Raw genomic sequence first — 17,554 nt, 5'->3', positions numbered from 1 at the left:
TAGTTGTTTTAGAGCAACGCATTAATAAATCAAAAGCACGGAAAATGTCACCCAGTTAGGGATAACGGGGTCATATCAGAGGCAAAATAGTGCAATTAGTATTTGATATCCTGTCGTGGGGCGCTTGGTCTGTGGACTTTCAAGATAAAGAAAGCTGGACTCATTGGGATAAAAACACCGCACCGTCATTAGACAAAAAAGATTCTCCTGCATTAGCCCATGTTCCTGCGATGCAGCGTCGCCGTTTTAGTCGTTTAACTAAAATGATGCTCTCTGCTGCCCATGATTGTCAGCCAGCCCAAGATTGCCGTAGTGTATTTTCCTCACGTCATGGTGAACTCACGCGCACCCTTGGCTTACTAGAAGATATTGTTGCTAAAGAAGCCTTATCTCCCCTCGCCTTTAGTCAGTCAGTACATAATACCGCCAGTGGGATATATGGCATCGTAACGGGCAATACTGCGCCTTCAACGTCAATTGCAGCAGGTGAAGAAACGTTATCTCAAGCCGTGATCGAAACTTATGCTCAGTTAGCTGAAAATCCAGCTCCTGTATTATTAGTGTTTGGCGATGATCCGGTGCCTGCGGTTTATAATCAGTATACCCAAGAGAATGAACTACCATTAGCCATGGGTTTGTATTTAGCACCAGCAAATAATGGCCAACAACCCGCTATTGCCCAGCTGACTTTAAGCCCTTCAAACGAACAAGCTATGGCAGATAACGTAAGCGGCCAGAAAACATTAAGCTTTGCAGAGTTCATCAATGGCATCGCTTGCCAGAAATCACTATCAGGCCATATAAGTCAGTGGCACTGGCAGTTAACAGCCACTTCTGACTCAGTTGGGCGGTTGTAGTCAATGAGCCTAACTCATCAAGGTCACTTTAAGCATCCAAAGCCATTCCCATATTTAACAGGAATGGCCTATATCCCTCGCTGGATTGGTGGCGTGATGTGTTATGTGGTCTTTGGCATAGGAGGGTTATTAAGTTCATTAACCATTTTGCCTGTGCTGCGTTTTTGGCCTGGCTCAAAACAGCAGCGTATCGCTAGAGTCCAAAAAGCGGTGCACTATATGTTTAAAGGTTTTGTGTGGATGCTAACCTTCACAGGGTTAATTAAAGTCAGCGCCCCAAATACCCAAGCATTAGCAGATGCCAAAGGCGTGATTGTTATTGCTAATCACCCAACCTTAATCGATGTGGTGGTGCTAATAAGCCTTATCCCCAATGCGGGGTGCATTGTGAAACAATCGCTTTGGCGCAACCCATTTATGCGCGGTGTCTTATCATCAGCTGGTTATATTCCAAATCGCGGCGCAGAATTACTACTGAAAGATTGCCAACAAGTGCTGAACGATAGCACCAACCTCATCATTTTTCCTGAAGGAACCCGCACTGTGGTTGGCACCCAAATCAACCCATTTGCTCGCGGCGCAGCAAACATTGCAATACGCACCCGCACAGATATCCTTCCTGTTTTGCTACATGTCGACGTAGCAGGACTCACTAAGCAACAACCTTGGTACGAACCGCCAAGACAAACAGTAAATATGTCTGTAGAAATTGGCGCAGCTTTTGACCAGCTAAGGTATGATATAAACCAAACTAGTGATGCAAAAATGGCTCGCGTACTGACCAGAGAGTTAGAGCAGCTTTATTCGCAGCAGATAACCGCACTACCGCCCTTATCTGCAACGACTAAGAAATAATTACAATCAAACAAATTAGAATATTAATATGAATCTACATAACGAAATTAAACAACTGATCATCGACTGCCTCGACTTAGAAGATGTCAGTATTGATGATATTGACACCGACGCACCACTTTTTGGTGAAGGACTGGGGTTAGACTCAATTGATGCGCTTGAATTAGGCTTAGCGATTAAAAAGCAATTCGACATCAAAATCGAAGCAAACTCTGATGCCACTAAAGCACACTTTTTCAGTGTGGCGAGTTTAGCTAGCTTTATCGAATCTCAACGTTCTTAGGAGTTATCATGAAAAATCGTGATCAAATCCTAGAGATGCTGACGCAAATATTAGTCGATGAGTTTGAAATCGAAGCTGAAGATATCAGCCTAGATGCTTCACTTTATGAGTCTTTAGATTTAGATAGCATTGATGCTGTTGATTTAGTGATTAAGCTACAGCAAATGACTGGCAAGAAGATTCAACCAGAGCAATTTAAAACTGTGCGCACAGTTGAAGATGTGGTCAATGCCATTGAAGGCTTAATGAAAGATTAATGGTGCTACTACTGCAAATCGTCACAGCCATCGTCATTATCTGTTACCCGTTAGCAGTTTACTTTGGCCTGCAGTACCTTCCACCAGGCACCATTGCCCTATTACTTTGCGCCATATTAATCGCACGCTTAGCGCTAAATAAACAGCAGTTAAAAACCATGGTGTTGCCCATACTGGTTGGTATTGGCTTAACTGCTGCCAGTTTTATTGCCAAACGTAATGACTGGCTACTGTATTACCCTGTAGTCATTAACATGACTATGCTGGGACTATTTACTAGCTCGTTAATAAAAGGCCCAAGCATGATCGAACGCTTGGCCAAGTTAAAAGAGCCTGATTTACCAGATTCAGCCATTCCATATTTAAATAATGTTACTCGCCTTTGGTGCGGATTATTTATCATTAATGGATTAGCTGCATTTTATACTGCAGAGTTTGCCACATTGGAATTGTGGACACTTTATAATGGATTAATTGCCTATATCTTCATGGGTTTACTGCTCGGTGGAGAATGGATATATCGCAACTTTTGGTTGAAAAAACATGAATAACTTGCTGATAAATTGGCTTAATACTGGCCCTAAAACGCAACAACTAATTAGTTTCAATCATCATGACATCGTAACAGGCTCACTGTTTACAGCTCATGTTGCCCATCTATTCGAGCAACTCAATGCAAGTCCAATTAAGCGTTGGTTATTGGCCGCTGAAACCAGTGATTTATTTGCAGCTGGCATTTGCGCAGCGCTATTAGCAGGTAAACAAGTCATATTGCCGTCAAATACCCAGGGCGGCACATTAAACGAATTAAATCATGCTTTCGATGGCATCATTGCAGATCAGCCACTGTCTGAAGTTAAACACTTTATTCTATTAAAAAAAGAAATGGGCTTATCCAATAAACCTTGGCCACAATCATCTCAAATCGGTGATTTAGTCCTATTCACCTCAGGCAGTAGTGGTGAACCTAAAGCGATTCAAAAATCCATTGAACAACTAGATGCCGAAGTCAGCGTATTAGAAAGCACTTTTGCGTCAAGATTACCCCAATGTAGTGTGGTATCAACGGTTTCTCACCAACATATTTACGGTTTACTGTTTAAAATATTGTGGCCATTAGCTGCCAGCCGTCCCTTTTTAAGTGACTTAATTGAATACCCAGAAACCCTGAGTTATTACATCGCATTAATGCCAAACCTATGTTTAGTCAGCAGTCCTGCGCAATTGTCACGATTACCTGAAGCCCTTGAGTTTGAGCAACAACAGCTTGCACCAAGCCTTATCTTCAGCTCTGGCGGTCCGTTAAGCTATGAAGCGTCGCAGCATATTCATACCTGTTATGGCCAATTTCCAATTGAAGTCTTTGGTAGCACTGAAACTGGCGGCGTTGCTTATCGTCGTCAAATGTCGCCAAACAGAACCTGGCTACCATTCAGTCAAATTGATATTGCCAGCAATCCAGAAGATGGCGCCTTAATGATCAAATCGCCATATTTAGCCTCTGATTCTGAGTGGCTAAAATGTGATGACAAAATTGAGCTTGCAGCCGACGGGCGTTTTACCTTGCTTCACCGTCTCGATCGTATCGTGAAAGTAGAAGAAAAACGCTTATCCTTGGCGCAGATGGAAGGCTTGCTATGCACGCACCCGTTTGTCAAAGAAGCTGCGGTGGTTCAATTAACAGAGCCAAGGATGATGCTAGGTGCAGCCATCACCTTAACAGAACAAGGTCTAGCACAACTGGATGACTCCGGTAAATTGAGTGTTAACAACCACCTTAAAAAACATTTACTTAGCGAGTTCGAACGAGTGACTTTACCTCGTCGTTGGCGCTACCCAGAAGCCTTACCTGTCAATGCACAAGGTAAGCGTATACAAACGGATTTATTGACAGTATTTAATGATGATTAAATCAGCTTTACCCCAAATAATCAGTCAGCAAACCACTGATGATGGCATCAGTTGGCAAATTTTTGTTGCCGCAGAACTGGATTACTTTAAAGGCCATTTTGAAGAGCAAGCAGTTTTACCTGGCGTAACCCAACTCGACTGGGCTATTCAATTAGGTTGTCAGGCATTTGGTTATCAGCCCGATGTTGCCAGCCTTGAAGTACTTAAATTCCAGCAGCTGATGCTGCCCGACAGCCAAGTGGAGTTATTTATCAGCCATAACGCCGCAAAATCAAAACTCACTTTCAGCTACCGTGATGGTGAAAAACGCTATGCTTCTGGCCGTATTGCACTGACAGAAAATGCTGGTTCAAGCACTAGCAGCAAGGAGCGCCAATCATGAAATTGGCACTGATCATTCCCAATTATAATCATCAACAGGCCATCGCAGAGACCTTAGTGGCGTTAGCGCCATTTGGCTTACCTTGCTATCTGATTAACGACGGTAGTAATGACGAGACTCGTTATTTATTACAATCGTTAGCGGATAAATATGACTGGGTGACGCTGTTAACTCACCCATTTAATCGTGGCAAAGGCGCTGCTGTGACGACTGGACTGCGTGCAGCCTTCGCGGATGGATTCACCCATGCATTGCAAATCGACGCCGATGGTCAGCATTGCTTAGATGATATTCCTACTATGATTGCCGCCAGTGAAGCGGAGCCTCTTGCACTGATTTCTGGTAAACCTCAGTATGATGAATCTGTGCCTAAAGGCCGTTTATATGGTCGCTACATCACTCATTTTTGGGTATGGGTTGAAACCTTAAGTTTTGATATTCAAGATTCTATGTGTGGCTTTAGGGTTTACCCTTTAGCGGCAACTGAGCAACTCTTTCGCGAGCAAGCATTAGGTGAGCGAATGGATTTTGATATTGAAATCATGGTGAAACTGCACTGGCAAGGTGTACCAGTAACACACATTCCAACCAAAGTGATCTACCCAGAAGATGGCATCAGCCACTTTCAGGGAGTTAAAGACAACATCCGTATTTCAGCCATGCACACTGGGTTGTTCTTCGGCATGTTAAAGCGCCTACCGAAAATACTTTCAAAAAAAAACGCTAATAAACATTGGTCTGCCATGGGAGAACGTGGCAGCTACTGGGGTATAAAGCTCATCGCCGACAGTTACCGTTTAGGCGGTCATTGGCTGTGTAGAGCGATCATGTACCCAGTGATTTGTTACTTCTTCTTGACGGGTGTGACAGCTAGAAATGCTTCAATGGACTTTTTACGTCGAGTTAAACTCAAGCACCCACAACATGAACAGTTATCAGATCCTGTCACTTGGCGAGACAGCCTGAAACACTTTTTTGCCTTTGGTAATGCTGCATTAGACAGAATTGATGCTTGGTGCGATCGGATTAAACTCGCCCAAGTCGACTTTCCTGATAGGCATGTCTTAGCCGACCAAGTTGAATCAGGCCAAGGCGCGGTATTGTTAGTGTCTCACTTAGGTAATCTTGAACTTTGCCGAGCGATTTCTATCCACCAGCAGCAGGTTAAAGTGAATGTCATGGTGCTCACTAGCCATGCTGAAAACTTTAATAATGTCCTGAAGCAGCTTAACCCGAATAGTGGATTAAACCTTATTCAGGTTAACGAACTTGGCCCAAGTACAGCCATGTTATTGCAAGATAAAATTGCAGCTGGCGAATTAGTAGTGATAGCCGCAGATCGCACTTCATCAGATACTGCCGGTCGAGTGTTTTATCACGACTTCATTGATCAACAAGCGGCATTTCCTCAAGGTCCATTTATCCTTGCTGGCCTGCTTGATTGTCCTGTTTACACCATGTTTTGTTTACAAGAACAAGGTCGATACCGAGTTCATGTAGAACACTTGTCAGATAGTTTAAAAGGCCCACGAGCCGGACGTACTGAGCGTTTAGATGACGCGGCTTGTGAATATAGCCGCCGTCTTGAACATTTTGCTACCAGCCAACCGTTGCAGTGGTTTAATTTTTATGATTTTTGGCGTCGCGACGAAGACTCACAAAGAGTAAAGGCAGAACAAGCACAAACAACTGCTGAATCTGATTCATCGCAGAGCACTTCAACACAGAGCAGTTCAACACCGAGCAGTTCTGCACAACCGGCTTCGTCACAGCACTCTTCACCTAACAATAAGCAGGAACAGTAATACCATGAGCCAATCGACTTCATCTTCAGCAACCCCAAATTTGGCAACGGTAAACTTCGGTCAACGATCTATTAGCCTTGAGCAAGTCGTCAGTGTCGCTAAAGGGGCGCCTGTAAAGTTAAATGAGACACCTGAGTACCAAGAATACATTCAAAAAGGTGCTCGTTTTATCGATAGCTTATTAAACGAAGAAGGTGTGGTTTATGGCGTAACAACAGGTTATGGCGACTCATGTACTGTCACTGTTGGTCTGGATTTAGTCCATGAATTACCGCTACATTTGTCCCGTTTTCATGGCTGCGGATTAGGTGATATTTTCTCGCCGATGCAATCTAGAGCCATTATGGCTTGTCGATTAAACTCACTCGCTGTGGGTAAATCAGGAGTGACTTATGAGTTACTTCAGCGCATTGAATTATTACTTAACCTCGATATTACCCCTGTTATTCCTGAAGAAGGATCGGTAGGCGCAAGCGGTGACTTAACCCCGCTGTCATACTTAGCAGCGGTATTGATTGGCGAGCGAGATGTGGTTTATCAAGGTAAGCGCCGCGCTACAAAAGAGGTATACGCCGAGCTAAATATTGTGCCATTAACGCTGCGTCCTAAAGAAGGGTTAGCATTAATGAATGGCACCGCAGTGATGACTGCTTTAGCCTGTTTAGCTTACGATCGCGCTCAGTATTTAGCACGCTTATCCAGTCGCATAACTGCTATGGCATCGCTGACACTTAAAGGTAATTCAAATCACTTTGATGACATCTTATTTGATGCTAAACCGCACCCGGGGCAAAACCAAATTGCAGCTTGGATCCGTGAAGATTTAAACCATCACACCCACCCAAGAAACTCAGACCGATTACAAGATCGTTACTCGATTCGCTGTGCACCGCATATCATTGGTGTACTACAAGATGCATTGCCATTTATGCGTCAATTCATTGAAACCGAATTAAACAGCGCCAATGACAACCCAATTGTCGATGGCGAAGGTGAGCATATTCTTCATGGTGGTCACTTCTATGGTGGTCATATCGCATTTGTGATGGATTCAATGAAAAACACCGTCGCTAATCTTGCCGATTTAATCGATCGTCAAATGGCATTGGTGATGGACACCAAATTTAATAACGGCTTACCCGCTAACTTATCGGCAGCCGTTGGGGCAAGACAAGCGATTAACCACGGCTTTAAAGCAGTGCAAATTGGCGTGTCTGCTTGGACTGCTGAAGCATTAAAGAACACTATGCCAGCCAGTGTGTTTTCTCGCTCCACAGAGTGCCATAACCAAGATAAAGTCAGCATGGGCACTATTGCTGCACGTGACTGTATGCGTGTATTACAACTTACTGAACAAGTGGCTGCTGCCGCATTATTAGCGATGACACAGGGGATACACTTACGTATCGCCCAAAATGAATTAGCACAAGATTCATTAACACCATCGTTAGCTAAAACTGTTGCACAGGTCAGCGAAGACTTTGAGTTACTCACTGAAGATCGCCCACTGGAAGCGGTTTTACGTCAAACGGTCGAGAAAATTCAATTAGGTCAGTGGGAGGTTTGCTGATATGAAAGCCATTTTCAGCACCGAACTCGCTATGGTGGTGCCCTTTCATGATGTGGACTCAATGGGCATCACTTGGCATGGTAACTATTTACGCTATTTTGAAGTCGCTCGCTGTAAATTGCTCGATGAACTCGGTTATAACTACCGTCAAATGATGCACTCAGGTTACGCTTGGCCCATTGTGGATACTCAGCTTAAATATGTAAAAAGCAGTACCTTCGATCAGCACTTAATTGTGCATGCTGCCATTGTTGAGTGGGAAAATCGCCTGAGGATCAACTATCAAATTCGCGATGCTGAAACCGGCCAGCGAATAACAAAAGGCTATACCATTCAAGCAGCGGTAGAAATCGAAACCGAAGAATTGTGCTTTGTCACCCCTGCTGTATTTAGGCAGAAAATTTTACCGTTGTTGGCTGAAGGTGATGTAAAAAATGAATTAGCTGCTGAACTTGCCAGTCATAGCCAAGAAGTAGCGCAAAATGCCACTGCAAATGAAACCCTTATTAATAAGAGTGTCAGTTAATGAGAGCCTTACTTACCGCAATCATTGCTATAACGCTGCTTACTGGTACTGCGATAGCTCAACCAACTGCAGCCATTACAAGTCAAGATGAGACTGAGACTGAGTCTGAGCTATCCAACCTGCAGTTAGCTACGCTATTTACGACGCCAGCGACCGCTGCACAACTCAACACCTTAGCGCAGAACCTTCAGTTAGGTGAACAAGCTAAAGGTGAGTTTCAGCAAACGCGTTCTCTTGCGGTACTAAAACGCCCACTTAAAAGCGCCGGTCAGTTTATTTTTAGTCAAAATATCGGCTTACTTTGGCAACAAACCTCTCCTTTCAACAGCACCTTATTACTGAAACAAAATACCCTGATTCAACAAGATAGCTTAGGCAATATCACTCAAAGCAAAGCCAATCAAACCAGCGCAGCAATGGCTGAGCAGTTGCCGCAATTGATGCAAGCATTGTTAACGGGTGATCTTGATGTATTAGCTCAAGACTTTGATTTATTTATGTTTGAAGCGGCTAATGAAACACCAGATAACAACTCGGAAAACACTGACTGGCAACTGGGCTTAGTGGCAAAAGATCCATTAATTCAACAAGCCATTGGCGCGATGGTGTTAGAAGGTGGCAATGTTGATGGTAAGCAGCAAATTAATCGCCTTACTATGCTATCTAGCCTTCCCCAAAAACAAGCCAGTGCCACGACGGATATAACCCTTATTCATTTTTCAAATGTCGTCCAAGAACTGACTGAAGAGGATGTGCAAAAAATGACACTCTTGCCAGTCGCAGCGACTGAAGATGCCGTTAGTGAAGCCAAGTAATGTCCAAACTGGCTAGTTGGTTTAACTCACCCAAACAAGCTGTTCCACGCTTTATCATCTGGTGCTTATTGATTGCGCTAGTGAGCGCTTATGGCGTTTTGCTATGGCAATCAGGCGCTAAAATTCAGAGTAACATTTTGGCTATGTTGCCAAAGCTTACTGAAACCCCATTAACCCAAAAAGCACTTGATAAGGTTGAGCAGCGCTTAGCAGATCAGGTATATATTGGTCTATTAGCGGACAACAAGCAGCAAGCTATCAATGCTGCAACTCACTTAATCGAGCAGTTACAGCAGTCACCCGATGTATTTACCGATATCCGCAGTGGCGAAAGTCAGCAGATGCAGACATTAAGTCAATATTACTTTGATAAGCGCTTTTTTTTACTGACCGATGAGCAATACGGGTTGCTTGCTGATACTGAACACTCTGCAGACTGGCAGCAATTATTACTCGCAGCTCAGCAGCAACTATACAGTAGCTTTGGCTATGCCAGCAGTGCATTGCTGACTCAGGACCCTTTACTGCTTTTTCCTGACAACCTCATTGCGCTCGCTCCGACACAAAAGCTCACGAGTGAACAACATATTTTATTGGGTAAATCTGAGCAAAAATTTGTGGCTATCGTTATGGCAAAAGGCGTTAAGAGCGCCTTTAACCCTGATGGTCAGCAGCAACAAATGACCGTATTAAATGATGCTTTCAGCTCGCTCAAACCTGTTCATTCACAACACGCTTCCAATTCATACCGCGGTGATAATACCGATATTGAAGTCTTGAAAGCGGGAACCTTATTTCATGCGCAAGCGGCAACCGATTCCGCTAAGTTTGAAGTATCGACCATTGGCTCTTTGTCGTTACTCGGCGTGATGATATTAGTTTGGCTAGGGTTTAGAAGTGTGATGCCATTAGCGCTTGCCGTGCTGACCTTATCTAGTGGTTTCTTGTTTGCAGTGGTTGCCACCCTGTCTATATTTGGTGAATTACACTTGCTGACGTTGGTGTTTGGCACCAGTTTGATTGGCGTTGCCATTGACTATAGTTTTCACTTTTACTGTGAAAAGCTATTGTTAAATAAACCTAACGCCACAGCAGTCATCAATAGAATTTTACCTGCAATGACACTGGCTTTATTAACCAGCGCCATCGCCTTTATTGCGATCGGAATGACACCATTTCCAGGTATGCAACAGGTGGCAATATTCTGCGCAGCAGGTCTGTTAGGCGCATACTTAACGTTAGTCTTTGCCTATCCATTATTAGCTAACTCTCGACTCCCCACCTCATCGTTCTTGCTGGTTTGGGCTGAGCGGTATTTGCAGTGGCTCACTAACGTTACGACTCACAGCGCACATGCAAATTTGAAAATATCTGCGGTGGCATGTGTTATTGCTCTCTTCATGATTGGCGGGATATCCACACTCAAAAGTAACGATGATATTCGTAACTTACAACAAAGCCCTGAACGGATTACCACTGAAGAGAATAAACTCAGACAAGTGCTAAGTGGCGGAACGGATAATCAATTTATCTTGGTCACGGCAAATGATGAACAAGCCTTACTCAACGAACTCGACAAAGCGTCAACCTTGCTATCTGATGCGGTTGTTGCCAACGAAATCAGTAGTTTTGTTAGCTTAAATCGTTACTTACCGAGTGTGCAGAAACAAAAGCAAAACTATCTCGCTTATCAGCAGTTATACCTCCATCATTTAGATGAGATTATTGACGCTCTTGGTTTAGATGAATCGCTTAAAGCAGAGTTGCTGAACCAGCTTTCCTTGAGCGAAAACCAGTTTATTCCTCCAGATTCTGTGCTCAATATTGCCAGCAATGATTTGGCCAGTTTGTGGTTAAGCCCTAACGCAGAAATGAGTACAACGACTCCTATAACAGCGAATATAACAGCTAATATAAGAGCTAATATAAAAACGGATTCTCAAGCCAGTTCGAACAGTGAATCACATCAGTTTGGCAGCATTATTTTATTAGGCGGGATTAATGATTTATCCGCGCTCACCATTCGCGCAGAGCAAAGTGGTTTATCGGTTAACGTTATCGATAAAGTCGGCGAAATATCTAATCTAATGGCACAATTTAAGCAGCTGACCTTACAATTGCTGGTCTTAGTCTGCGTCGTCGCAATATTCATTTTTAGTGTTAAATTTGGCATAAAACTGGCCATCGGTATTGTATCTGTACCCGCGAGCTCGATACTGCTTACATTAGCTAGCCTTAGCGTCGTCGGCTCACCACTGAGCTTATTTCACGCATTAGCATTGATCCTCGTGTTAGGGATCGGCATTGATTACAGTTTGTTTTTTGCCTCGGTAAAATCAAGTTCTCCAGCTAAGGCAAGTGGCGTGATGATGGCAGTCTTGATGTCCGCCTGTTCAACCTTATTGGCTTTTGGCTTATTGGCCTTTAGTCAAACCAATGCGATACATTATTTTGGCCTCACTTTATTATTTGGCATTGGATTCACTTTTTTACTCGCCCCCTTGATAAGTATAATAACCAGAGAAGTAGTACATAATGGTAAATAACCCTGTAGGTTCCAGTATGGATGCACCACAAGAGACACCGCGAGACATAAATATCGATGTCGTCATCATCGGCGCAGGGCCTTCTGGAGCCATTGCTGCAAGTTTACTTCATCAACAAGGCAAACAAGTGCTTGTACTTGAAAAGCAGCATTTCCCACGCTTTTCAATTGGCGAAAGTTTATTGCCTTATTGCATGCAGTTTATTGAACAGGCAGGCATGCTTGAGGCCGTTGAGCAGGCTGGGTTCCAATTCAAAAACGGCGCGGCATTTCGTCATAATGGCACTTACACCACTTTTGATTTTACCGAAAAATTTACTCAAGGCCCAGGAACGACATTCCAAGTTCAACGAGGACAGTTTGATAAACTACTCGCTGATACCGCGGTTTCACAAGGCGTTGAAATTCGTTATGGGCACCAGGTTAATGATATCGATTTAGGTCAAAATGCTTCATCTACGTCAATTTTAACAGTGACAGATGAGCACGATAGCGTTTATCGCGTCACCGCCAAATATGTGCTGGATGCCAGTGGCTTTGGTCGAGTATTACCAAGGTTATTACACTTAGAAAAACCGTCTAATTTACCTGCTCGCAGTGCCATTTTTACTCATATCGAAGATAACATCACTGATGCTAGTTTTGATCGCGAGAAGATTCTCATCAGTGTTCACCCTAGTCAAAAAGATATCTGGTATTGGCTTATCCCATTTAGTGATGGACGTTGTTCAGTCGGTGTTGTTGCTGAGCCTCATTTAATTGAGCATTGCCAAGGCGATCTTGAAGAACAGTTATGGCAACTACTCAACGAAGAACCCGGCTTAAAAGCTCTACTGAGCAATGCCAAAGTATTGCAGCCTTGCGCCAGTTTAAAGGGTTATTCGGCCAATGTATCAACCTTAGCGACTTCGCAGTTTGCACTATTAGGTAATGCTGGAGAATTTTTAGACCCGGTATTTTCATCAGGTGTGACGATTGCCATGCAGTCAGCATCAATGGCTGTTGAGACCTTAATCAAACAACTTGATGGCAATGAAGTCGATTGGCAACAAGAATACGCCAAGCCATTAATGCAAGGGGTGAATACCTTCCGCACCTATGTTCAAGCTTGGTACGATGGTCGTTTTCAGGATGTCATTTTTTATGACGACCCAAACCCAACCATAAAACAAATGATTTGCTCTATCTTGGCAGGCTATGCTTGGGATAGAAACAATCCGTTTGTAAAAGACTCTGAGCGTCGACTCAATATGATTGTCGACCTGTGTCGCGACCACAATAAAGCGAGTTAATTATGTCTCGAATCATTGCTTTTTCGATTGTCATTATGGCCATGTTCGTTTCTGGCTGTAGTCAACAATTGCAGCGTCAAACTTGCGTTAAACTGACACCAGAAGTGAATTATTGCCTTGCACCTATGCTACAAGCGCCAACCAATAATGAACAACTGCTCAGCCAAAAAAACAGTTTTACTCATGGTGAAAAACACCACGAATTACTGACTCAATTGGAACTTAACTCAACCCAAATGACTTTGGTGGGTCTTGCGCCAATAGGCCAGGCTTTATTCACAGTGACCTTTGATGGTGATGAGGTCATCAGTCAGCAAAACGTGCTTATGGGTGAGGATTTTAAGGCAGAGTATTTGATGGCGATCATGCAGCTGATATATTGGCCTCATGAGCAAGTTAATCCGTACTTTAATCAAGGTGAAATGCATGATATCGATTGCACTAAGCAGCGCTGTAGTGCACTTATAGTCAATGATCAGCAAGCCATCACTATTGATTACTCTAATACGGATCCTTGGCTTGCTGAGGTAATATTGCATTTCCCAGCCGCAAATATCACCTTATCGATATCGCCCTTATTATGATGAAAATGGTAAAAACGAAACAGGTTATAATCAATATGCTTGTAACCAAAGTGAATATTAACCATCACCAACAAGATAAAAGCCAATGACGATGAGCCGTTCCATAGCAATTACACAAATTGGACTATGTACTCCATTAGGCCAAACTCCTGAATCTGTATTAGCACATTTACTTGCTGGTAATACTGATTTTATGGTGCCGCGTGATGAGTTAATGTTTAATGCAACCACTCGCGTAGGTGCAATCAAAGACACTGACTTGTTGGCGATTCCCGAAAGGCTTGCGCAGTATAATTGTCGAAACAACCGATTATTGTTTACGGCTGCAATTCAGTTAAAACAGAACATTGAGCAAGCCAAAAGACGATTTGGTCACGATAGAATAGGCATTGTACTTGGTACCAGTACATCAGGTATTTCAAAAGGCGAAGCGGCGCTTGATTATCATCAGCAAAACGGTCATTTCCCATCGAGCTTTCATTACGCTCAACAAGAACTTGGTAGCACCAGTGACTTTTTACGCCAACTCTTTGAGCTAACAGGCCCTTGCTATACCGTTTCAACAGCATGCTCTTCTAGCACCAAAGTGTTTGCCAGCGCCCAACGATTACTTAATGCTAATTTATGCGATGTCGTCATTGTCGGTGGCGTTGATAGCTTATGCCAATTAACATTAAATGGATTTAATTCCCTTGAGTCTGTTTCTAAAGGCCTATGTAACCCTTTCAGCCAAAATCGAGATGGGATTAATATTGGCGAAGGTGCAGCGTTATTCCTACTGCAAAAAGCGAATACCCTAGATAGTCAGCCTGAGGTGATGCTTGCTGGTATCGGGGAGTCCTCTGATGCACACCATATTTCAGCGCCGCACCCTCAAGGTTTAGGCGCGATTGCAGCAATGAAGGCTGCACTTAATGATGCCGATATCAATGCAAGCCAAGTGTCATACGTCAATTTACATGGCACAGCGACCCCTAAGAATGATGCGATGGAATCAGTCGCCATGCATCAAGTGTTTGCAGGCGAAATAACAAATACTATTTCTAACACGAGTACTCAAAATACAATCCCTCTATGCAGCTCGACCAAGCCTTTAACGGGTCATTGTTTGGGTGCTGCTGGCGCCATTGAAGCAGCATTTTGCTATTTGTTATTAAGCTCATTCAACCAAGATCAATTACTGCCTCCCCACGTATGGGATAAGCAACAAGATCCAAACGATCCAATATTACCTCTTGTTGAGTCAGCACCTTTAAATGGTACGGTTCAGTCAAAGCCACTGAATTATATTATGAGTAACTCATTTGCTTTTGGTGGCAGTAATGCCAGTATCATTTTCGCGAAAGCAGGAAACCAAGATGTCTGAAAATATTGCAGATAACACTTTACTAGCAAAAAACATTGCTGAGTTTGTGCCCCACAGAGCACCGATGATCTTGATAGATAGAGTCATTCAACACCAGCAAGACAGCCTTATCACCGAAGTGGAAATTACCCCACAAAGTGCTTACTTTAACCACGCAATTAGTGGCGTTCCCAATTATGTCGGCATTGAATATATGGCGCAAAGTATTGCTGCATTAGCCGGTGTTGAAGCCCACTTAAGAGATGATAAAATTCGAGTCGGTTTTTTATTAGGCACACGTAAATTAGTCATGCATCAGCCACAATTTACACTAGGCGAAAAGTATCGAATTAGCGTGACAAGGTTATATCAAGAAGACTCTGGTTTAGCGGTATTTGATTGCCAAATATTAGCGGGTGCCACGGTTATCGCCTCAGCCAATGTTAACGTATTTCAACCCCAAGATACCCAAGCGTACATACAAGACAATCAAGTGTAGCCAAGCATAGCCGCTTGCGCAGAACAATCACAGCAAGCTGGCGCTGCACTTTTGGAGAAAACATGACAGCAACGAATAACAGAGTTTTAGTCACAGGCTCAAGCCGCGGAATAGGTAAAGCCATCGCGTTAAAATTGGCCTCTCAAGGTTTTGATATCGCAGTTCACTACCACAGTAATGTGAATGCTGCAGAGCAGACCCAAGCTGAAATTCAGGCCCTTGGCGTTAATGCCAGTTTGATTGCTTTTGATGTTGCAGACAGACAAGCCGCTAAAGCACAAATTGAACAAGATATTGCCCAGAATGGAGCTTATTACGGCGTGATCTTAAACGCTGGGATAACCAAAGACACCGCATTTCCTGCAATGACAGAAGATGAATGGGACAGCGTGATCCATACTAACCTCGACGGCTTTTATAACGTTATTCAACCCACTATTATGCCCATGATCCAAGCTAGAAATGGTGGCAGAATTATTACTATGGCTTCTGTTTCAGGGATTGCTGGTAATCGTGGTCAAGTAAACTATAGCGCCTCTAAAGCTGGGCTTATTGGCGCAACAAAAGCACTCTCACTTGAGCTTGCTAAACGTAAAATCACCGTTAACTGTATTGCACCAGGTTTAATTGAAACCGATATGGTAAGTGACTTCCCTAAAGATATGGTTAACCAAATTGTGCCAATGCGCCGTATGGGTAAAGTCAATGAAATTGCAGGGCTGGCTAACTTCTTAATGTCTGATGATGCAGCTTATATTACTCGCCAAGTAATCTCAGTTAATGGAGGCATGATATGAGCAATAGAGTCGTTATTACCGGCATCGGCGGCATTTCAGCACTAGGCCATGATTGGCCAACGATTGCTCAGCGATTACAGCAAAAATATAACTGCGTTGTCACTATGACGGAGTGGGATAAATACCCTTCGCTCAATACTCGCCTTGCTGCACCAGTCACTGATTTTGAACAGCCAAAGCATTATTCACGTAAAAAAATTCGCTCTATGGGGCGAGTGTCCATTATGGCAACACGCGCCAGCGAAATCGCCCTTGAAAATGCAGGTCTGCTAGGTGACCCGGTGGTATCTTCTGGTGACATGGGCATTGCCTACGGTTCATCAACTGGGAGCACTGAGCCCATTATTGGTTTTGGCGATATGCTAAAAAACGGGGATATGTCGGGTATCAATGCCACCAGCTATATTCGTATGATGGCGCATACGACAGCGGTAAATGTCGGGGTATTTTTTGGCCTTAAAGGCCGCGTTCACACCACCAGCAGTGCATGCACATCAGGTAGCCAAGCAATAGGTTATGCCTATGAAGCCATTAAATTTGGTCAACAGACCTTAATGCTAGCAGGTGGTGGTGAAGAGCTTTGTCCCACTGAAGCGGTGGTGTTTGACACCTTATTTGCCACCAGCACTAAGAACGATGAACCTCAATCCACTCCGAGACCCTTTGATAGTCAACGAGACGGTTTAGTGATCGGCGAAGGCGCTTGTACCTTAGTCTTGGAAGAGCTTGAGCACGCAAAATCTCGAGGCGCAACCATCTATGCTGAACTCGTTGGTTTTGGCACTAACTCTGATGGCTTGCACATTACACAGCCTAATGCCGACACCATGGAAGTGGCTATTCGTCTTGCACTAAAAAATGCCGATGTTGATGCAGAAAAAATTGGCTATGTTAACGCTCACGGCACCGCCACCGACCGTGGTGATATTGCAGAGTCAAAAGCCACTTATGCAGTATTTGGTGAACACACACCAATTTCATCACTTAAAAGCTACACAGGACATACCCTCGGCGCATGTGGTGCGCTAGAAGCTTGGGTCAGTATTGAGATGATGAATGCAGGCTGGTTTGCTCCAAGTCTTAACCTTGATCAAGTGGACCCAGAGTGTGCACCGCTTGATTATATTAAGGACGACGTCCGACCGATTAACACCGACTATGTCATGAGCAATAATTTTGCTTTTGGTGGCATAAATACGTCATTAATCTTTAAACGGTGGCAGGCATAAAT

General features: G+C 43.7%; 17 protein-coding genes and 1 pseudogene. All 18 read left to right on the top strand.

Annotation, left to right across the window (positions count from 1 at the left end; genetic code table 11):
- Positions 1-89 precede the first annotated feature (89 nt).
- The 18 genes and pseudogenes from AB4153_RS06960 (at position 90) to AB4153_RS06875 (ending at position 17,552) form a co-directional block, all read left to right on the top strand.
- On the top strand, positions 90-857 hold the full coding sequence (locus AB4153_RS06960) for a beta-ketoacyl synthase chain length factor (RefSeq protein ID WP_371996828.1): 768 nt from the start codon (positions 90-92) through the stop codon (positions 855-857).
- A gap of 3 nt (positions 858-860) precedes the next feature.
- Positions 861-1,712 carry a 1-acyl-sn-glycerol-3-phosphate acyltransferase gene (locus AB4153_RS06955; RefSeq protein ID WP_229370451.1) on the top strand — a complete coding sequence of 284 codons (852 nt, stop codon included), beginning with the start codon at positions 861-863 and terminating at the stop codon, positions 1,710-1,712.
- A 28-nt stretch (positions 1,713-1,740) separates the two neighbouring features.
- Positions 1,741-1,995, top strand: a complete 255-nt coding sequence (locus tag AB4153_RS06950; protein WP_102526799.1) for a phosphopantetheine-binding protein — start codon at positions 1,741-1,743, stop codon at positions 1,993-1,995.
- 8 nt (positions 1,996-2,003) lie between these two features.
- Positions 2,004-2,252: an acyl carrier protein gene (locus AB4153_RS06945; protein WP_102526798.1), complete on the top strand. Its 249-nt coding sequence runs from the start codon at positions 2,004-2,006 to the stop codon at positions 2,250-2,252.
- Positions 2,252-2,803: a hypothetical protein gene (locus tag AB4153_RS06940; protein WP_102526797.1), complete on the top strand. Its 552-nt coding sequence runs from the start codon at positions 2,252-2,254 to the stop codon at positions 2,801-2,803. Before AB4153_RS06945 ends, AB4153_RS06940 begins: the two co-directional genes overlap by 1 nt.
- Positions 2,796-4,163, top strand: coding sequence for an AMP-binding protein (locus tag AB4153_RS06935; protein ID WP_371996827.1), 1,368 nt, complete (start codon positions 2,796-2,798; stop codon positions 4,161-4,163). Before AB4153_RS06940 ends, AB4153_RS06935 begins: the two co-directional genes overlap by 8 nt.
- Positions 4,156-4,545, top strand: coding sequence for a thioester dehydrase (locus tag AB4153_RS06930; protein ID WP_102526868.1), 390 nt, complete (start codon positions 4,156-4,158; stop codon positions 4,543-4,545). The genes AB4153_RS06935 and AB4153_RS06930 overlap by 8 nt, the downstream gene beginning before the upstream one ends.
- Positions 4,542-6,350: a glycosyltransferase gene (locus tag AB4153_RS06925; RefSeq protein WP_371996826.1), complete on the top strand. Its 1,809-nt coding sequence runs from the start codon at positions 4,542-4,544 to the stop codon at positions 6,348-6,350. The genes AB4153_RS06930 and AB4153_RS06925 overlap by 4 nt, the downstream gene beginning before the upstream one ends.
- 4 nt (positions 6,351-6,354) lie before the next feature.
- On the top strand, positions 6,355-7,920 hold the full coding sequence (hutH, locus tag AB4153_RS06920; protein WP_371996825.1) for a histidine ammonia-lyase: 1,566 nt from the start codon (positions 6,355-6,357) through the stop codon (positions 7,918-7,920).
- Position 7,921: 1 nt separating this feature from the next.
- A pseudogene (locus AB4153_RS06915) lies at positions 7,922-8,347 on the top strand (acyl-CoA thioesterase); the annotation flags it as partial.
- Between the two features lie 98 nt (positions 8,348-8,445).
- Entirely contained in the window at positions 8,446-9,261 is an 816-nt protein-coding gene (locus tag AB4153_RS06910; protein ID WP_371996824.1) for an outer membrane lipoprotein carrier protein LolA, read from the top strand.
- On the top strand, positions 9,261-11,807 hold the full coding sequence (locus AB4153_RS06905) for an MMPL family transporter (RefSeq protein WP_371996823.1): 2,547 nt from the start codon (positions 9,261-9,263) through the stop codon (positions 11,805-11,807). Before AB4153_RS06910 ends, AB4153_RS06905 begins: the two co-directional genes overlap by 1 nt.
- Positions 11,808-11,823: 16 nt before the next feature.
- Complete coding sequence (locus tag AB4153_RS06900; RefSeq protein ID WP_371996879.1) at positions 11,824-13,098, top strand: NAD(P)/FAD-dependent oxidoreductase; 1,275 nt, start codon at positions 11,824-11,826, stop codon at positions 13,096-13,098.
- A gap of 2 nt (positions 13,099-13,100) precedes the next feature.
- Positions 13,101-13,682: a DUF3261 domain-containing protein gene (locus AB4153_RS06895; RefSeq protein WP_371996822.1), complete on the top strand. Its 582-nt coding sequence runs from the start codon at positions 13,101-13,103 to the stop codon at positions 13,680-13,682.
- A 91-nt stretch (positions 13,683-13,773) separates the two neighbouring features.
- Complete coding sequence (locus AB4153_RS06890) at positions 13,774-15,048, top strand: beta-ketoacyl-[acyl-carrier-protein] synthase family protein (RefSeq protein ID WP_102526867.1); 1,275 nt, start codon at positions 13,774-13,776, stop codon at positions 15,046-15,048.
- Positions 15,041-15,526: a thioester dehydrase gene (locus AB4153_RS06885; RefSeq protein WP_371996821.1), complete on the top strand. Its 486-nt coding sequence runs from the start codon at positions 15,041-15,043 to the stop codon at positions 15,524-15,526. Before AB4153_RS06890 ends, AB4153_RS06885 begins: the two co-directional genes overlap by 8 nt.
- Before the next feature lie 62 nt (positions 15,527-15,588).
- Positions 15,589-16,323, top strand: coding sequence for a 3-ketoacyl-ACP reductase FabG2 (locus tag AB4153_RS06880; protein WP_102526787.1), 735 nt, complete (start codon positions 15,589-15,591; stop codon positions 16,321-16,323).
- Complete coding sequence (locus AB4153_RS06875; RefSeq protein WP_303517205.1) at positions 16,320-17,552, top strand: beta-ketoacyl-ACP synthase; 1,233 nt, start codon at positions 16,320-16,322, stop codon at positions 17,550-17,552. The genes AB4153_RS06880 and AB4153_RS06875 overlap by 4 nt, the downstream gene beginning before the upstream one ends.
- The last annotated feature ends 2 nt before the right edge of the window (positions 17,553-17,554 follow it).

Origin of the sequence: Shewanella sp. 10N.286.52.E4 (genome assembly GCF_041468785.1) — a bacterium.
In the GTDB taxonomy this organism is placed as follows: domain Bacteria; phylum Pseudomonadota; class Gammaproteobacteria; order Enterobacterales; family Shewanellaceae; genus Shewanella; species Shewanella electrodiphila.
The sequence above is the reverse complement of the archived record's forward strand: the minus strand, read 5'-3'. Positions and strand labels throughout refer to the sequence as shown.

Excerpts from the sequence above, each read along its gene's own strand:
- AB4153_RS06955 (WP_229370451.1), top strand. The coding sequence starts at position 861 with ATGAGCCTAACTCATCAAGGTCACTTTAAGCATCCAAAGCCATTCCCA.
- AB4153_RS06950 (WP_102526799.1), top strand. The coding sequence starts at position 1,741 with ATGAATCTACATAACGAAATTAAACAACTGATCATCGACTGCCTCGAC.
- AB4153_RS06945 (WP_102526798.1), top strand. The coding sequence starts at position 2,004 with ATGAAAAATCGTGATCAAATCCTAGAGATGCTGACGCAAATATTAGTC.
- AB4153_RS06940 (WP_102526797.1), top strand. The coding sequence starts at position 2,252 with ATGGTGCTACTACTGCAAATCGTCACAGCCATCGTCATTATCTGTTAC.
- AB4153_RS06935 (WP_371996827.1), top strand. The coding sequence starts at position 2,796 with ATGAATAACTTGCTGATAAATTGGCTTAATACTGGCCCTAAAACGCAA.
- AB4153_RS06930 (WP_102526868.1), top strand. The coding sequence starts at position 4,156 with ATGATTAAATCAGCTTTACCCCAAATAATCAGTCAGCAAACCACTGAT.
- AB4153_RS06925 (WP_371996826.1), top strand. The coding sequence starts at position 4,542 with ATGAAATTGGCACTGATCATTCCCAATTATAATCATCAACAGGCCATC.
- hutH (WP_371996825.1), top strand. The coding sequence starts at position 6,355 with ATGAGCCAATCGACTTCATCTTCAGCAACCCCAAATTTGGCAACGGTA.
- AB4153_RS06910 (WP_371996824.1), top strand. The coding sequence starts at position 8,446 with ATGAGAGCCTTACTTACCGCAATCATTGCTATAACGCTGCTTACTGGT.
- AB4153_RS06905 (WP_371996823.1), top strand. The coding sequence starts at position 9,261 with ATGTCCAAACTGGCTAGTTGGTTTAACTCACCCAAACAAGCTGTTCCA.
- AB4153_RS06900 (WP_371996879.1), top strand. The coding sequence starts at position 11,824 with ATGGATGCACCACAAGAGACACCGCGAGACATAAATATCGATGTCGTC.
- AB4153_RS06895 (WP_371996822.1), top strand. The coding sequence starts at position 13,101 with ATGTCTCGAATCATTGCTTTTTCGATTGTCATTATGGCCATGTTCGTT.
- AB4153_RS06890 (WP_102526867.1), top strand. The coding sequence starts at position 13,774 with ATGAGCCGTTCCATAGCAATTACACAAATTGGACTATGTACTCCATTA.
- AB4153_RS06885 (WP_371996821.1), top strand. The coding sequence starts at position 15,041 with ATGTCTGAAAATATTGCAGATAACACTTTACTAGCAAAAAACATTGCT.
- AB4153_RS06880 (WP_102526787.1), top strand. The coding sequence starts at position 15,589 with ATGACAGCAACGAATAACAGAGTTTTAGTCACAGGCTCAAGCCGCGGA.
- AB4153_RS06875 (WP_303517205.1), top strand. The coding sequence starts at position 16,320 with ATGAGCAATAGAGTCGTTATTACCGGCATCGGCGGCATTTCAGCACTA.